12 protein-coding genes and 1 tRNA gene are annotated in these 15353 nt (G+C 64.7%); 11 read left to right on the top strand and 2 right to left on the bottom strand.

Annotation, left to right across the window (positions count from 1 at the left end; translation table 11 throughout):
- Positions 1–50: 50 nt before the first annotated feature.
- Both MXC99_RS11790 and rlmM read right to left on the bottom strand, forming a co-directional pair.
- Positions 51–1517 (bottom strand): DEAD/DEAH box helicase, encoded by a 1467-nt coding sequence (locus tag MXC99_RS11790; protein WP_247725643.1) that lies wholly within the window; start codon positions 1515–1517, stop codon positions 51–53.
- 131 nt (positions 1518–1648) lie between these two features.
- A complete protein-coding gene (rlmM, locus tag MXC99_RS11785) occupies positions 1649–2743 on the bottom strand; it encodes a 23S rRNA (cytidine(2498)-2'-O)-methyltransferase RlmM (protein ID WP_247725642.1) in 1095 nt (364 codons plus the stop codon).
- Between the two features lie 215 nt (positions 2744–2958).
- On the opposite strand from rlmM, the gene MXC99_RS11780 reads away from it, so the two are divergent.
- From MXC99_RS11780 to MXC99_RS11730, 11 genes are all read left to right on the top strand, one after another.
- Entirely contained in the window at positions 2959–3996 is a 1038-nt protein-coding gene (locus MXC99_RS11780; protein WP_247725668.1) for an aldo/keto reductase, read from the top strand.
- Between the two features lie 125 nt (positions 3997–4121).
- Positions 4122–5384, top strand: coding sequence for an extracellular solute-binding protein (locus MXC99_RS11775; protein WP_247725641.1), 1263 nt, complete (start codon positions 4122–4124; stop codon positions 5382–5384).
- A 97-nt stretch (positions 5385–5481) separates the two neighbouring features.
- Positions 5482–6450, top strand: a complete 969-nt coding sequence (gene ispB / locus MXC99_RS11770; protein WP_247725667.1) for an octaprenyl diphosphate synthase — start codon at positions 5482–5484, stop codon at positions 6448–6450.
- A 48-nt stretch (positions 6451–6498) separates the two neighbouring features.
- Positions 6499–6575: transfer RNA gene (locus MXC99_RS11765), tRNA-Pro, on the top strand.
- Positions 6576–6762: 187 nt separating this feature from the next.
- Positions 6763–7827 (top strand): ABC transporter substrate-binding protein, encoded by a 1065-nt coding sequence (locus tag MXC99_RS11760; RefSeq protein ID WP_247725640.1) that lies wholly within the window; start codon positions 6763–6765, stop codon positions 7825–7827.
- 50 nt (positions 7828–7877) lie between these two features.
- A complete protein-coding gene (locus tag MXC99_RS11755) occupies positions 7878–10280 on the top strand; it encodes a SpoIIE family protein phosphatase (protein ID WP_247725639.1) in 2403 nt (800 codons plus the stop codon).
- 51 nt (positions 10281–10331) lie between these two features.
- On the top strand, positions 10332–10667 hold the full coding sequence (locus MXC99_RS11750; protein WP_247725638.1) for an STAS domain-containing protein: 336 nt from the start codon (positions 10332–10334) through the stop codon (positions 10665–10667).
- A 110-nt stretch (positions 10668–10777) separates the two neighbouring features.
- The gene (locus MXC99_RS11745; RefSeq protein ID WP_247725637.1) at positions 10778–12097 is read left to right on the top strand and encodes a hypothetical protein; all 1320 of its coding nucleotides are present in this window, start codon (positions 10778–10780) and stop codon (positions 12095–12097) included.
- Positions 12094–13242 carry a histidinol-phosphate transaminase gene (gene hisC / locus MXC99_RS11740; protein ID WP_247725636.1) on the top strand — a complete coding sequence of 383 codons (1149 nt, stop codon included), beginning with the start codon at positions 12094–12096 and terminating at the stop codon, positions 13240–13242. Before MXC99_RS11745 ends, hisC begins: the two co-directional genes overlap by 4 nt.
- Positions 13243–13251: 9 nt before the next feature.
- Complete coding sequence (locus MXC99_RS11735; RefSeq protein ID WP_247725635.1) at positions 13252–14295, top strand: hypothetical protein; 1044 nt, start codon at positions 13252–13254, stop codon at positions 14293–14295.
- Positions 14288–15352, top strand: a complete 1065-nt coding sequence (locus MXC99_RS11730; protein ID WP_247725634.1) for a xanthine dehydrogenase family protein molybdopterin-binding subunit — start codon at positions 14288–14290, stop codon at positions 15350–15352. Before MXC99_RS11735 ends, MXC99_RS11730 begins: the two co-directional genes overlap by 8 nt.
- The last annotated feature ends 1 nt before the right edge of the window (position 15353 follow it).

The following is a 15353-nucleotide window of genomic DNA, read 5'->3' as shown; positions in this document are numbered from 1 at the left end:
CCGGCTTTCGTGGCCGGGCTTGCCGCCCGATGCCGTCGGCGCCGGCGGGCTTACTTGCGACCGAGGCCGCCGAGCAGCACCGCGATCGGGCGCTGGTTGCGGCGCAGCGGCTCCGGCGGGTTCGGTGAAATCGCGCCGGGCTTGGTTTCCACGGCAACGGCGGGGTTGGTTGGCTGGTAGGGTTTGCTGAAATCGAAGCCGTCGGCGGCGATCGTCGAGCGGTTGCGGCGCGGGTTGCCGCGCGTATTTTCGCGTGTGCCGCTTTCCCGCTCACGGGAGCCGCCGCGTGCGGCACGTGGGCGTTCGCCGGGTTCGTGCTCTGCCGGCGGGCGGCGCGAGCGCTGGCTGCGGGTGCCGGCCTCGAAGAACTCGGGCTCCGGATCGAAGCCGGGCACGACTTCCTGCGGGATCTCGAACTTGATCAGCTTCTGGATTTCGGCGAGCCAGTGCTTTTCCTCCGAGCTGACGAGCGAGATCGCATTGCCCTGGTGGCCGGCGCGGCCGGTGCGGCCGATGCGGTGTACGTAGTCTTCGGCGGTGTGCGGCAGCTCGAAGTTGATCACGAAGGGCAGCTCGTCGATGTCGATGCCGCGCGCGGCGACGTCGGTGGCGACCAGCACGCGCAGCTTGCCGCTTTTGAACGCCTCGAGCGTTTCGGTGCGCTGCTGCTGGCTCTTGTCGCCGTGGATGGCGTCGGCCGAGATGCCGCTGCGCTCGAGGAAGTGGGCCAGGCGTCCGCAGACGATCTTGGTATCGACGAAGACCAGTGCCTGGGTGTCGGGCTTGTGCCGCAGCAGGTGGGCGAGCAGGTTGCGCTTCATGCCCGAAGACACCGGATGCACGACGTGGGTGATCGTCTCCGACACCATGTTGCGGCGCGCGACCTCGATCAGTTGCGGGTTCTTCAGCATCTGGTCGGCGAGCTTCTTGATCTCGTCCGAGAAGGTCGCCGAGAACAGCAGGCTCTGGCGCTGCGCCGGCAGCAGCGCGAGGATGCGCTTGATGTCGGGAATGAAGCCCATGTCGAGCATGCGGTCGGCTTCGTCGAGCACCAGCACTTCGACCTGGGAGAGGTTGATCGACTTCTGTTCGATGTGATCGAGCAGGCGCCCCGGCGTGGCGATCACGACTTCGATGCCGCGGCGCAACTCCATCTGCTGGGGCTTGATGTCGACCCCGCCATAGACACACACCGAGCGCAGCGGCAGGTGCTTGCTGTAGGTCTTGACCGACTCGTATACCTGCATCGCCAGCTCGCGCGTGGGCGCGAGAATCAGCGCGCGCGTCTGGTGGCGCGCCGGCGAGGTGCTGGTATTGGCGTGGCGGGCGATGCGGTGCAGCAGCGGCAGGGTGAAACCGGCGGTCTTGCCGGTGCCGGTCTGTGCGCCGCCCATGACGTCGTGGCCGGCGATGACGGTGGGAATGGCCTGGCGCTGGATCGGCGTCGGCTCGGTGTAGCCGGCGTCGGCGACGGCCTGCAGCAGTTCGGGAATGAGGCCGAGATCGGCGAAGCTCATGGGTGCCTTCGGTTGGGGGCGGCTCGGGCGCGGCCGTCCAGATTGCGAAATGGCGGATTATACACGGCGCACAAAACCGTTCCGGGTCAGAGGGTTCGGTGAGGGCGCGGCGCCAGCGGGGCGGCCGCCGGCTAACGCTTGAGGGTGAGGAAGGCGGTGACTTCCTCGCGGTCGTGGTAGAGCTGCTTGATGCGTAGATCGAAGGGGCCGACGCTGGCCAGGCGCTTGCGGATCAGTTCGCGGCATTGCTCGACCGCTTCGCGCCGGCGCTTCATCGGCAGCTTGAGGTTGAAGATGGTGTAGCGGCAGCGCCCGGTGGCGATCCATTCGGCCATCAGCGAGGCGATCCGCGAGGGCTGCTCGACCATGTCGCACACCATCCAGTCCACCGGCCGCTGGGGTCGCCAGGTGAAGCCGTCGGCGCGCAGGTGTTCGACCATCTCGGTCGCCATCACGCTGTCGCGCAGCGGGCCGTTGTCGATCGCGGTGACGCGCAGACCGCGGCCGACCAGCTGCCAGGTCCAGCCGCCGGGGGCGGCGCCGAGGTCGACGGCGCGCTGGCCGGCGCGCAGGATCGTGTCGCGCTCGCCGTCGTCGAGCAGGGTCATGAACGCTTCGGCGAGCTTCATCGTGGACCGGCTGGGGGCGTTCGACGGCATGCGCAGGCGGGGGATGCCCATCGGCCACGGTGCGCACTGCCCCGGCTGGCCGGCGGCGAGCCAGGCGGTGGCGGCGTCGGTGAATACGACATGCAGCACCGGCAGCCCGGTGCGGCTGGTGCGCAGGCAGCCGGCCTTCTCCAGGGCCTTGGTCAGCGGCTCGGTGAAGCGCTTGCAAAAACCCGAACGCTGCTTGGCCTCGTCGGTGTCCGGCGTTTCCAGGATGACGCCGGAAAAGCGCTGGCCGCAGGCTTTCACCGCGGCGACGATGGGGGTGGCGCGGTCGCGCTCGGGCAGCTCGTCGATGCGGCCGAACCAGGGCAGCAGCTGGCGGGCGAAGGTGGCGCGGCGCCAGTCGGTGGCCTGGCCGAAAGCGCCGAGCGGGGTCGGCTCGAAGGTTTCGAACAGCGCGAAGCCGGTGTTCGGCTCGGCGTGGAGGTGGCCGATGAGGCCGGCGTCGGCGGCGAAATCGTCGAGTTCGGCGGCCAGTTCCTTTTCGAAGCCGGCGCGGCAATAGCCGATCAGGCCGGCGCAGTGCAGGCCGGCGGCGGGAGTGTGCTGGTTCATCGGGGCGAGCGCGCGCAGGCGCTGAAGTATGATTGGGCCTTCGGTCGGGATGCGACGGGCCGGAAGCCGGGATGATAAGCCGCCTCGCGAGAGCTGGCGAGTACGCCGGTGTTCCGGGTCGTTTCGCCGGGACATGCCGTAACGGCCGCATAACAGGCCGGCGGCGGGCTGCAGCCGATCGATCGACAACAGGAGAGCACATGAACAAGCGTGAAATGCAGTACCGTCCGCTCGGTGAAGCGGGGCCGCAGGTGTCGGCGATCTGCCTGGGGACGATGACTTTCGGCGAGCAAGCCGGTGAGGCCGAGGCCCACCGTCTGCTCGACCATGCTTTCGAGCGCGGGATCAACTTCATCGATACCGCCGAGATGTACCCGGTCCCGGCCCGCGCCGAAACCTGCGGCGCCACCGAGTCGATCGTCGGCAACTGGCTCGCGCGCAAGCCGCGCGACAAGCTCGTCGTCGCCACCAAGGTGACCGGCCCGGCGCGCAGCCTGGACTGGATCCGCAGCGGGCCGCCCGCACTCGATCGCGCCAACATCCGCGCCGCGGTCGAAGGCAGTTTGCGCCGGTTGCGCACCGACTACATCGATCTCTATCAGCTGCACTGGCCCGAGCGCAACCAGCCGCTGTTCGGCCAGGGCAGCTTCGATCCCGCCCGCGAGCGCGCATGCACGCCGATCCGGGTTCAGCTCGAGGTCCTCGCCGAGCTCGTCGAAGAAGGCAAGGTCAGGCAGATCGGGTTGTCGAACGAGCAGCCTTGGGGAGTGATGGAGTTCCTGCGCGTGGCGCGCGAATCGGGCCTGCCGCGGGTGGCGACGGTACAGAATTCGTACAGCCTGCTCAACCGCGTCTACGAATACGGCTTGAGCGAAATCACCTACCGCGAGAAGGTGGGGATGCTGGCGTACTCGCCGCTGGCCTTCGGCCACCTGTCGGGCAAGTATCTGGCCGATCCGGCCGCGCACGGGCGGATCACGCTGTTCGAGCGCTTCGGCGTACGCTACACCAAGCCCGGCGTGCTGCCGGCGGTGCGCGCCTATGTCGAACTCGCGCGCCGCCGCGGACTCAGTCCGGCGGCGCTGGCGCTGGCCTTCGTCTATTCACGCTGGTTCGTGACCAGCACCATCGTCGGCGCGACGACCATGGCCCAGCTCGCGGAAAACCTTGACGCCTGGGAGGTCGTGGCGGACGAGGAATTGTGCCGGGAAATCGAGGCCGTCCACCAGCTCCATACCAATCCCGCGCCCTGAACGGCAGCGTCTCGCGTTCCCCGCGGCCGTGTTACAACTGTGGTCCGCGGGGCGACGCCGGCACGACTATAATTCCGCCGCTTCCGGGGTCGTCGCCCCGGTCCTTGCCGATACGTGCCGAGCCCATGAATACAACGCGGTTGAAACTTCTGTTCAGCGTTTTTTTCGGCTGCGCTGCCGCGGCTGTGCAGCTGCCCGCGCTCGCGGCCGCGCCGCCGCAGCAGATCGAACTGTTCCACCGCCTGCCGGATACTAGGGCGGCGGCTCTTGCCGGTCTGGTCGAGCGTTTCAATGCCCAGTCCAAGGAGGTGCGCGTCGTCCTGTCGCAAGCCGACTGGCGCCGCGCCGCGCCGCACCTGCTGATCCTCGAAGGCGACGATGAAGACGATTTCGTCGCCGGCAAGCCGCGTTTCAAGCCGCTGCATGCGCTGATGCGCGAAAGCGGAGTGGCGCTGCAGACCCTGCGCCCGCCGGCGATGATGACGCGGACTCCGGTCGATACCCAGGGGCGCTTGCTGGCCCTGCCGATCGGGCTGTCCACGCCGGTGCTGTTTCTCAATCGGGATGCGCTGCGCCGTGCCGGCATGAATCCGGACACGACCCGGGTCGATACCTGGTTCGAACTGCAGGAAACCCTGGGGCGTCTGGCCGATACCGGGCACACCTGCCCGTACACCGTGTCCGAACCCGGTCGCGTGATGGTGGAAAACCTCAGCGCCTGGCATAACGCGCCGGTGGCCGCGGTCGCCGGAAAAACCCCCGTGCCCAGCTTCAACGGCATGTTCCAGGTCAAGCACGTGGCGATGATGGCGAGCTGGACACGGGCGCGCTACCTGCACGTCTTCGGCCACCAGGCCGAAGCCGAGCAGCGCTTCGCCAGCGGCGACTGCGCCGTGATCGCGGCACCCTCGGCGAGCTGGGTGGATTTCCGCCGCACCGGCAAGCTCGATATCGGCGTTTCGCGCCTGCCGTACTACGAGGATTTTCCCGGGGCGCCGCAGAACACCGTCGCCGACGGTCCCGCGCTGTGGGCCGCGGCCGGCAAGAAGCCCCAGGAGTACAAGGCGGTGGCGCGCTTCGTCGCGTTCTGGCTGCAACCCGAGAATCAGGTCGCCTGGCAGCGTGAAACGGGCTACCTGCCGCTCAATCGCGCCGGCCTGCTGGCTTCGCGCAGCGAACTGCTCGGCAACGACCTCGAGAACGTGCGCGTGGCGGTGGACCAGCTCACCCACAAGCCGGCGACGCCGCAGTCTTCGGCCCAGCCCGTGGTCGAGCGTCAGAAGGTGCGGCGCATCCTCGACGAGGAACTGGCCGGGGTGTGGGCCGACGAGAAGGCCGCCAAGGAAGCGCTCGACAACGCCGTGATGCGCGCGCGCAACGGCGGCTGAGCATGTTTCACGCCCGCCTTCGCCGCAAAGCTCCCGCCGCTTGACGCCGCGCGCGCGCGACACCTACCATTCCGCTTTTTCCGCGAGCGTGCCCGCCTTGTCCGCCAAGCAGCTTTTCGCGCCGATCGCCGCCGACATGCAGGCGGTGGATGCGGTCATCCGTAACCGTCTCTATTCGGACGTGGTCCTGATCCGCCAGGTGGCGGAGTACATCATCCACAGCGGCGGAAAGCGTCTACGCCCGGCGCTGGTGCTGTTCACTGCCGGAGCCATGGGTTACCGGGGCACGCGGCACCATGAACTGGCGGCGGTGGTCGAGTTCATCCATACCGCGACCCTGCTGCACGACGATGTCGTCGACGAATCCGAACTGCGCCGTGGCAACAAGACTGCGAACGCCTTGTTCGGCAACGCCGCTTCGGTGCTGGTCGGCGATTTCCTCTATTCGCGCGCCTTCCAGATGATGGTCGGGGTCGAAGACATGCGCGTGATGCGCGTCCTTTCCGATGCAACCAACGTCATTGCCGAAGGCGAAGTGCTGCAACTGCTCAACTGCCATAACGCCGACGTCGTCGTCGACGATTACCTGCGCGTGATCCGCTACAAGACTGCCAAGCTGTTCGAAGCCGCGGCGCGCCTGGGCGGCATTCTGGGGGGAGCGAGCGCAGAGCAGGAAGAGCGCCTCGCCGCTTTCGGCACCCACTTGGGCACCGCTTTCCAGCTCATCGACGACGTGCTCGACTATTCCGCCGACGAAGCCGATACCGGCAAGCACCTCGGCGACGACCTCGCCGAAGGCAAGCCCACCTTGCCCCTGATCCACGTCATGCAGCGCGGTACGCCGGAGCAGGCCGCCCTGGTGCGCAACGCCATCGAGCACGGCGGTCGCGACGATTTCGCCGCGGTACTCGGCGCGATTCGGGCCACCGGTGCGCTCGAGGAGACCCGCCGTTACGCACAAGCCGAAGCCCGACTCGCGATCGAGGCGATTTCCACCTTGCCCCCTTCCATTTTCAAGGATGCGCTGCTACAATTATCGGACTTTGCAGTTGCGAGAAATCACTGATATAGTAGTCGGCTCTCGCGGAGCAGAAGATGGTCTGCAGGACAACGTCGGGGAATAGCTCAGCCTGGTAGAGCACTGCGTTCGGGACGCAGGGGCCGGAGGTTCGAATCCTCTTTCCCCGACCACCAATTCAAGCAAAACGCCCAAGTGATTCCGTCACTTGGGCGTTTTGCTTTGCAGCGGCGATTCACGTCGAGTTGGAGAAAATCGCGTGCGCATTGTCCCAAGGTTGCCCCAACGGACAGCGGGGTCTCCTGGTGTCCACCGAGTCTGTCCTTCGGAACCCTTGACCTTCGCCGATCCTTGCTCTAATTGATCCTGATCAACGTTCCCGATGACGTCACTCCCATGTCGCTCCATTCTCCCCGCTTGTTGCTCACGCCAAGCGTATCGCTGTTCGTTCTGCTGATAGTAGTGTTCGCTTCCTCCGCGTGGGCGACATTGCCGGTGCGGCTTGCCCTGCAATGGCAGCCGCAGAGCCAATTTGCCGGGTATTACATGGCACAGAAGAAAGGCTTCTACCGGGAAGCTGGGCTGGCCGTTACGTTGTTGCATGGCGACATCGAGCGTTCGTCGCGGGCGATGCTGGCTGACGGCAGTGCCGACGCCGGGTCGTTGATGCTGGCCGATGCGATTGTGGCGGCACAGGCCGGTGCAGCGGACACGGCGGCGACGCAAGTGTCGCTCAGGCAGTTGTCCCAGCTTTTTCAGCATTCGCTGCTCACCTTGGTGGCATGGAAAGACATGGGGATCGAACGGCCGGAAGATCTAAACGGGCGTCCGGTGAGTTTGTGGCAGGGGAGTTTTTCGCTGGCGTATGAGGCTTTTTTGCGCAAGCACGGCGCATCACCAGTGCGGATACCGCAATACGGCTCGGTGCAACTGTTTTTACAACGCGGCGTGGTAGCGGCGGCGGCGATGGAGTACAACGAGCTTAACCGGCTCTACCTCGCTGGCATCGATGCGGACCGACTGACAGTGTTTCGTATGCGCGACTTCGGCCTTGGCATGCCCGAGGATGGCCTCTATGCGCGAGCGGACTGGGCGGCGCGTCATCCCCAAGCAGCGCATGCGCTGTCGCAGGCGACGCTGCGTGGCTGGGAGTATGCGCGCCAGCACCCCGAAGAGACGCTCGATACGGTGCTCGAGTTGGCGGAAAAAGCCGGAGTGGTGACAAATCGCGCTCACGAGCGCTGGATGCTTAAAACGGTGCTGGCGGCAATTTTTGTAGACGGTGCGGCACCGGATGCAGCCGGCCGCATCGATCCCGACATGTACGCGCGTGCCGTACGCAGCCTGCGCGAGGCAGGGCTGATTGATGCGGCAGTGGTGCCCGCGCTGGCCGACTTTCAATTGCCGCACGGGAATACGCCATGAGCACAAGGACCGGGCAAGGCTTGCTCATACGCCATGGCCTAGCGTGGCGCATGATCGTCTGGACGATCGCCGTGACCGCCATCATCCTGGCGGCGGTTCTTTTTTCCAATCACCGCAATGTTGTAGACCAATTGGAGGACGACGCACGCGAGCGCGTGGCGACAATCACCGAAGGCGTTGCGGCGCGCATCGATGCTGAACTGGGGCGGTTGCATGGGTTGGTCGATGGCATCGCGCTGGCGCTTGAGGCTGCCCGGCTGCAGGTTGCGAACGACGAGGTGCTCGCCCTACAGATGCGTGTCCTGCGCGAACACGACGGTGTGCTCGGTGTCGGCGCGGCTTTCGAGGAGCGGCTGCGGCCGCCGGGCTGGCGTCATGGCGCACCATACAGCTACCGCCACAACGGTCAACTGGTGACGGTCGATCTGGTCACCCGCGACCATGCCGCCTTGCAGGGCGACTGGTATCAGTTACCCAAGCATCTCGATCGGCCGGTGTGGAGTGAGCCGCACGTCAAACAGGACGGCATCAAACGGGTTACCTACTCGGTGCCGATCCATCTGCCGTCGCCCGACGGGCCGGTATTTGCCGGCGTGGTCAGTGCCGACATCGACCTGCAATGGCTTGACCAGTTGATTGCCCGACAGCCGCTGGGCGAAGGCGGCTATGGGCTCATCATGACCCGCAGCGGTACCTATGCCTCGCACCCGGTTGCCCAGATGGCCTTCAGGGAAACGGTCTTCAGTATTGCCGAGGAACGCGGCGACATGGCTTTGCGCGCCCTCGGCCAGAGTATGGTGTCCGGTGAGGCAGGCCTGATCAGTTGGAACAACTGGACCAGCGCCGAGCGCAGCTGGCTAGCCTGGCATCCCCTGCAAACGACCGCATGGACGATGGGCGCGGTGGTTTCGCGTTCCGCGCTCGAAGCGCAGATGCTGCGCCACAGTCGCGACGCTGCCTTGCTCGGCAGCGCCGGGCTGTTGCTGCTGGTATTGGCAGTGGCCCTGATTGCCCGCTCGATCACGCGTCCAGTGCACGCCTTGAGCGAGGCGGTGGCGACCCTCGCCGACGGCAATCTCGATGCGCCCCTGCCGCCACCGCAGGGCCAGGACGAAGTGGCGCACCTCACAAGTGCCTTCGGTCGCATGCGTGACAGCCTCAAGCGTCACATCGCCGATTTGCAGAGCAGCACCGCCGCGCGCGAGCGCATGCACAGCGAGCTGAAAGTTGCACACAATATTCAAATGGATCTTGTGCCGAAGACCTTCCCTGCCTATCCGCACCGCAAGGATATCGACCTGAGCGCCATGATCGTGCCTGCGCGTGAAGTGGGGGGCGATTTTTACGACTTTTTCATGCTCGGTGACGACCGTTTGGTGGTGGCTATTGGCGACGTGTCGGGCAAGGGGGTGCCGGCAGCGCTGTTCATGGCCGTTACACGGAGCTTCCTGCGCTCGGAATTCAAGGTTCAGGACGACCCCGGCAAGGTGCTGACGCGCGTCAACGACGCGATCGCCGAGAGCAACGAATCGTGCATGTTCGTGACCCTGTTCTGTGCGGTCATCCACCTCGATGCAGGGCGTGTCGATTACAGCAATGCCGGCCACAATTTGCCGGTGCATCTGCGCGACGGCGTCCTGTCCTGGGTGCCGACCCCTGCCGGCACCGTTGCCGCCGGGGTCATGCCGGGCATGGAGTACGATACCCTCAGCCTGGACCTGCAAGCGGACGATGCCCTGCTGCTCTACACCGATGGCGTGACTGAGGCGATGAGCCCGGCCAGTGTGCTCTATGGCGACGAGCGCCTGCTTGCCTGCCTGAAGGCAGCCGGCAAGCAAACCTGCGAAGCGACGCTCGACACCTTGTTCCAGGACGTGCTGCGCCATGCCGACGGTGCCGATCAGTCCGACGACATTACCACCCTGATGTTCCGTTGGTTGCCGCCGGATGCTGCATCGCCTACGGGCATGTCAAGAGCACAGGCGCCATTGACGGAGAGCGTAGCCGCAGGCTCTGGGTACCCCCCCCCAGCCCATTGGCAGGCCGAATTCCACCCGGCTCCTGGCGAGTTGGCCGACGCACTGGCCCGATTCGACGAATTTCTCGATGCCCGGCGGGTTGCATCCGCACTGGCGCATTCGTTACGCTTCATCTTCGAGGAGATCATCACCAACGCCATCAAGTATGGCTATGACGACGGCCCGGCCGGACATCGGATCAGCGTGCATGTCAGACTCGACACCCCGGTCGTGATGGTCATCGAGGATGACGGACGGCCCTTCGATCCGCTGCAAGCGCCCTTGGCGCCCGACCTTGACCTGTCCGTGGAAGACCGCCCGATCGGTGGCCTCGGGCTGTACATGGTCAGGACCATGGCGACGCGAATGGACTACACACGTGACAACACGCTCAACCGCCTTACCATCGAACTGCCCGCCCAGCCGCAGGCATGACCCGGCGTCGGCAGACTGAACCACACCGTATCTCAACAAGGAAAAGCGCTCATGGAAATCACTCACCGCAGCGACGCCGACGTCGTCATCGTCAATGTCGTGGGCAAGCTCGACACCACCACCGCGGCTGAGTTCGACGCGCACCTGCGCGACGCAGCGGGCGGTGCCAGCCACTGCATTCTGGCGCTCGAGCAGCTCGACTACATCAGCAGCGCCGGCCTGCGCAGCGTGTTGATAGCCGCCAAGCTGTTCGACGCCAAGAAAGGCAAGCTCGTTCTGAGCGGTCTGTCGGGCGCAGTCAAGGATGTTTTCGCCCTTTCCGGGTTCGACCGGGTGGTGAAGATCAGCGCCAGCGACGCCGACGCCCTCGCCCTGATCCGGCAGTGACAGGGCTCGTCCGCATTCGAGTCCGGAAGCCGTTTTCCAGGAATGAATGATCCGAAGCAATCAGGCAGGCCACCCTCCGCGCCCCAGCGCCTCCGTATCAACAGGTGAACATGAAGCGGCAACAATCCTGCAGCACGCCCAGCACGGCATCGGCCAGTTTCCCTTTTTCGCCCGACTTCCTGCCCTTGGCCATGGCGTTCACCGAAAAAGCGGTACGCGGCTTCGCCTTTGGTGAAAAAGAAACCAGCAGTTTGGTGCTCGCGGTCGAGGAGATTTTCAGTTTCTATCTCGATCAGCTGTCGGGTGCGACCGGCATCGATTTGCGGCTGGCGAACGAAAACTACCAGTTGGTGGTCACCATCGGCTTTCGCGTGGCTCATCCCGATCTAGGCGCCTTCAACCTCACGTATCGGGTGAATCCTGACGATGAGGATTCGCTGGCTGGGCTGGGACCGATGATTGCGGCCCGCAGCGTTACCCGCCTGCGCCTCGATTTCGGCCACGACGAACGGCTCGACCTGCAACTAACGCGGACGCGCGAATACGCCGCGGTTCAGCCGCTGGCGCTGCCTGCTCTGCCGCCTGCCGCCACACTGCGTTGCCAGCTTCCGGGCAGCGCCGACATCGATTATTTTGCCCGCCTTGTGGCGGCAGACGACGCGACCTGGGTGCCGCCCTGGCTGCTGCGTTCAGGCATGGCGGCCGACATGCTGGCGGCAGGTGCCCTGGGGGGCATCCTTGCCAGCCGGGGGGAGGCCATGGTCGGCGGCGTGTTCTGGCGCAACCTGAGCGAATCGACTATCGAACTGTTCGGCCCCTATCTGCTCTATCCGGATCCAGACGATACGGTTCTGAGCGATCTGCTGGACGAGGCGGTCGGACGTATCGCGCGCAGCGGCGCACGCTCCCTGCTTCGTCGCCAGGGGCGGCTGGCCGGCTATGACCGGTTTTTCGACCGGCTCGGCGAGCTCGTGCTGATCCGTGGCGGTGAAGCTGTGCGCTGGACCCACTACTATAAACAGCTGCGCGAAGAGAGCGGCGCGACGGTGTATGCCGAGCCCCGGTTCGCGGCGTTCCTGTGCGCCGAGTACGATCGTCTCTGTCTGCCGCGTCAGGTGCGTGAGGCCTTGCCGCAAAGCGATGCGCGCGGGCGCAGCGCCGCTTCGGTGTTCAGTGTCGACTTCGAGCCCGAGCGCTCGCTCGCGACGCTGCGCCTTCTGGTGACGGGAAACGATTTGGCCGGCAATTTCACGCGCCACATGCAACTGCTTGAGCGCGAGGGCATCCACAACATCATCGTCGAAATCGATACCGCCTCGCCCGATGACAGCGCTTTGGTTCCGCTCCTGTACGCTGTCGGGTTCACGCCCCGCCTCCTGTTACCGGAGGCAGGCCGCGGCGATCTCGTCATTTTTTGTCCTGAATCATGAGCGCCGAACTGGATTTTGGCCGTCATCTCGACACACTGATTCCGGAGTACGTCAGGAACTTCGAGGCCTACGTGCCGAGCAAGCCCGATCAGCACCTGATGCGGGAGTATGGCGCCCCCTTTCTTTGCCGGATGAACAACAACGAGAATCCACTCGGGCCGCCGCCCGCCGCCCGGCAGGCCATGGAAGCGTATTCCGTCGACCTGCTGTCGCTCTATCCCAGTGGCGATGCCTACGATTTGCGCGCGGAATTGGCCGCCCGGTTTGATCTTTCCGCCAACCGTTTTTTGGTCGGCAACGGTTCTTGCGAGGTGATCGGCTCGATCATCAAGGCTTTTTGCGAGCGCGGCGATAACATCGTGACCGCGGACAAGACCTTTGCTGTTTATGAATGGGTTGCCGAGTTTTCCGGTATCGAAGCGCGCCTGGCGCCGCTGCGCGACCACGCTTTCGATCCGGAAGCCATGCTGTCCAGGATCGATCGACGCACCAAGATCGTTTTCGTCTGCAACCCGAATAATCCGACCGGAACCTATTGGCCTGCCGATGTCCTCGTCGATTTCATCAAGCGCGTGGACGAGCGCTGCATCGTGGTTGTCGATGAAGCCTATTTCGAATATGTGGACAAGCCTGACTACCCGAACGCCATGAGCCTGATGGAGCGTTTTCCGAACGTGGTGGTGTTTCGCACGTTCTCGAAAATGTATGCCTTGGCCAGTCTGCGCATCGGCTTCATGGCGGGTAGCACTGCCGTCATCGAGGCGGTGCGTCGCACCTACGTCACCTATTCCGTCAATACGCTGGCCCAGGTCGCCGCCCAAGCTGCTCTCGCCGACCTCAGCGGTCATGTGGTGCGCTCACGGCAGATGGTTTGCGAGGCGCGTACAGCGCTGACGCGGCTGTGTGCCGAACTGGAGCTGCCGACGGTGGGCGGCGAGGGCAATTACCTGATGATCAAGGTGCCGATCAACGATACCCTGATGTACCGCCGACTGATGCGCAGGGGTATCATGATCCGTTCGATGACGGGGTTCCGTTTTCCAGGCTGGATTCGCGTCACCCTCAGAGAAAGCGAAGCGATGGCGCGTTTTGCTGAAATTTTCACGGATGAAATTCGCCAGTTGCGCCAGTCTGCCCATGCCTGAACCAGCAACATGCGGGAAGAAATACAAAAAATCGTGGACCCAACGCCAACTTATTCCGTTGAACCCGGGCAAACCATTGTCATCGATCGTTACCGCCCCGAAGATGCAAATGGTGTCGTCAATCTGTTTCGCTTGGTCTATGGCGAGGATTATCCGCTCAAGCAGTATTACGACCCGGCATGGCTGACAAGCGCCAACGGCAGTCATGACCTGATTTCCGTGGTGGCGCGCACGCCGAAGGGGGACATCGTCAGCCATATGGCGGCCTACCGCAGCGCCGCGGTCAATCCGGAGCTTTACGAAATCGGCGTCGGCCTGACCCTGAGCGGCTATCATGCCGCGAGTGAAATCATGCGTCATATCGTCGCCATGCTGCCAAGCTTCGGCCTGGCCGGCATTTACGGCGAAGCCGTGTGCAATCATTTGGTGACACAACGCTTCTCCTACGACGTAGGTTGTATCGAGACGGCCATCGAAATCGATCTCATGCCGGCCGAAACCTATCGTCTGCTGAAGAACTCCGTGGGGCGCGTCTCCTGTCTGTTCACCTATCTCCCCTTCCGCACGGCCCCGCAGACCCTGCATGTCCCGGCGCTCTATCTCGACCCGGTGCGTTTCATTCTCGACCCCGTGCCCGGTGAGCGGAGACTCGTGGCCGCCGGTAGCACCGCGGCCGGACAGGAAAAAGCTCAGGTGGAGACCCGGGTGTTCGACTTCGCATCGGTCAGTCGCTGCCAGGTGGTTGTCTGCGGCGAAGACATCGCTGCGAGGCTTGCCGACATGGAACGCGCGGCCGATGCGCAAATGTGCACCACCCGCCAAGTCTTCCTCAATCTCGGCGATCCGGCCGTCGGACAAGCGGCGCAATGGCTGCGCGACCAGGGCTACTCGCTGGCCGGAGTGACACCGGGCTGGTTCTCCGGTGATCGGGACGGTCTGCTTCTGCACAAAATGCTCCACACGCCCGATTTTGGGGCGGTCAAACTGTACCGTGAGAGAGCTTGGCAGCTCCTGGCGCGGGTTGAAGCCGACTGGCGGAGCGTGAATGGCTGACGAGACGCGCGCGACCGCGCTGCGGGTCGGCGCGTCGGAAATCAGGGCGGATGCGCAGGCGAAAGCCGAAGGGCGCGAAGCTTATGCAGCCGACTGCTACCCGCAAGGACTGCTCTGGGCTGGTGCCGTGCGCCCCGGGGCACGGCATGGACTGGCGCACGCGCGCATCCGGAGCATCGACACCCGCATGGCCACTGCAATGCCAGGGGTCGTCAAGGTACTGACCGCACGCGACGTGCCGGGGACGAACCGGCAGGGGATCGTGCACAAGGACATGCCGGTGCTGGCCGACCAGAAGCTGCGTTATGCGGGCGACCCGGTCGCCCTGGTCATTGCCGAGAGTCCCGAGGCGCTGCGTGCAGCGCTGTGCCGGGTGGAGGTCGAACTCGAACCCTTGCCGGCGGTCTGCGACCCCGTGGCAGCGCTGGCCACCAATGCCCCCAGGCTCCATGAGGAGCGCGCCGACAACCTGCTCGGCGCTGCCGAAATCCGCCGGGGCGATGGCGCTGAGGCATTGGCATCCTGTGATGTCGTGGTCGCGGGTGAATACAGCACGCCGGTGCAGGCACATGGCTTCATCGAAACCGAAAATGGCGTGGCCTGCTATGCGCCTGACGGCACGCTGACACTCACGCTCTCGACCCAGGCGCCCTTTCGCGACCGCCTGGAGATCGCTCATGCGTTGGGTCTACCGTTCGAGCGCATCCGCGTCATCGCTCCCTGCCTAGGCGGTGGCTTCGGCGGCAAGGATGGCGCCACGGTGCAGTGTCTTCTGGCATTGGCGGCCCTCAATAGCGGCGGCCGTCCGGTCAAGATGCACTGGGATCGCGAAGAAAACCTGCTGGCGGGCTACCGCCGCCACGCCTGTCGCATCGAATACCGGCTCGGCGCCCGGCACGACGGTACGTTGCAGGCGCTTCATTGTCGCCTGGTCTACGACACGGGCGCCTATGCCCACCTCGGGGCCGAGGTCATGGCGCTAGGCATGGAACACGCGGGGGGGGCCCTATCGCATCCCCAATGTTCTGATCGAAGGTCAGTGCGTCTACACCAATAAT

The sequence above is a fragment of the Thauera aromatica genome (assembly GCF_023093595.1).
Classification (GTDB): Bacteria; Pseudomonadota; Gammaproteobacteria; order Burkholderiales; family Rhodocyclaceae; genus Thauera; species Thauera aromatica_A.
The sequence above is the reverse complement of the archived record's forward strand: the minus strand, read 5'-3'. Positions and strand labels throughout refer to the sequence as shown.

Coding starts and splice junctions, on each gene's coding strand:
- MXC99_RS11790 (WP_247725643.1), bottom strand. CDS start 1,517: ATGAGCTTCGCCGATCTCGGCCTCATTCCCGAACTGCTGCAGGCCGTC.
- rlmM (WP_247725642.1), bottom strand. CDS start 2,743: ATGAACCAGCACACTCCCGCCGCCGGCCTGCACTGCGCCGGCCTGATC.
- MXC99_RS11780 (WP_247725668.1), top strand. CDS start 2,959: ATGCAGTACCGTCCGCTCGGTGAAGCGGGGCCGCAGGTGTCGGCGATC.
- MXC99_RS11775 (WP_247725641.1), top strand. CDS start 4,122: ATGAATACAACGCGGTTGAAACTTCTGTTCAGCGTTTTTTTCGGCTGC.
- MXC99_RS11755 (WP_247725639.1), top strand. CDS start 7,878: ATGATCGTCTGGACGATCGCCGTGACCGCCATCATCCTGGCGGCGGTT.
- MXC99_RS11750 (WP_247725638.1), top strand. CDS start 10,332: ATGGAAATCACTCACCGCAGCGACGCCGACGTCGTCATCGTCAATGTC.
- MXC99_RS11745 (WP_247725637.1), top strand. CDS start 10,778: ATGAAGCGGCAACAATCCTGCAGCACGCCCAGCACGGCATCGGCCAGT.
- hisC (WP_247725636.1), top strand. CDS start 12,094: ATGAGCGCCGAACTGGATTTTGGCCGTCATCTCGACACACTGATTCCG.
- MXC99_RS11735 (WP_247725635.1), top strand. CDS start 13,252: ATGCGGGAAGAAATACAAAAAATCGTGGACCCAACGCCAACTTATTCC.
- MXC99_RS11730 (WP_247725634.1), top strand. CDS start 14,288: ATGGCTGACGAGACGCGCGCGACCGCGCTGCGGGTCGGCGCGTCGGAA.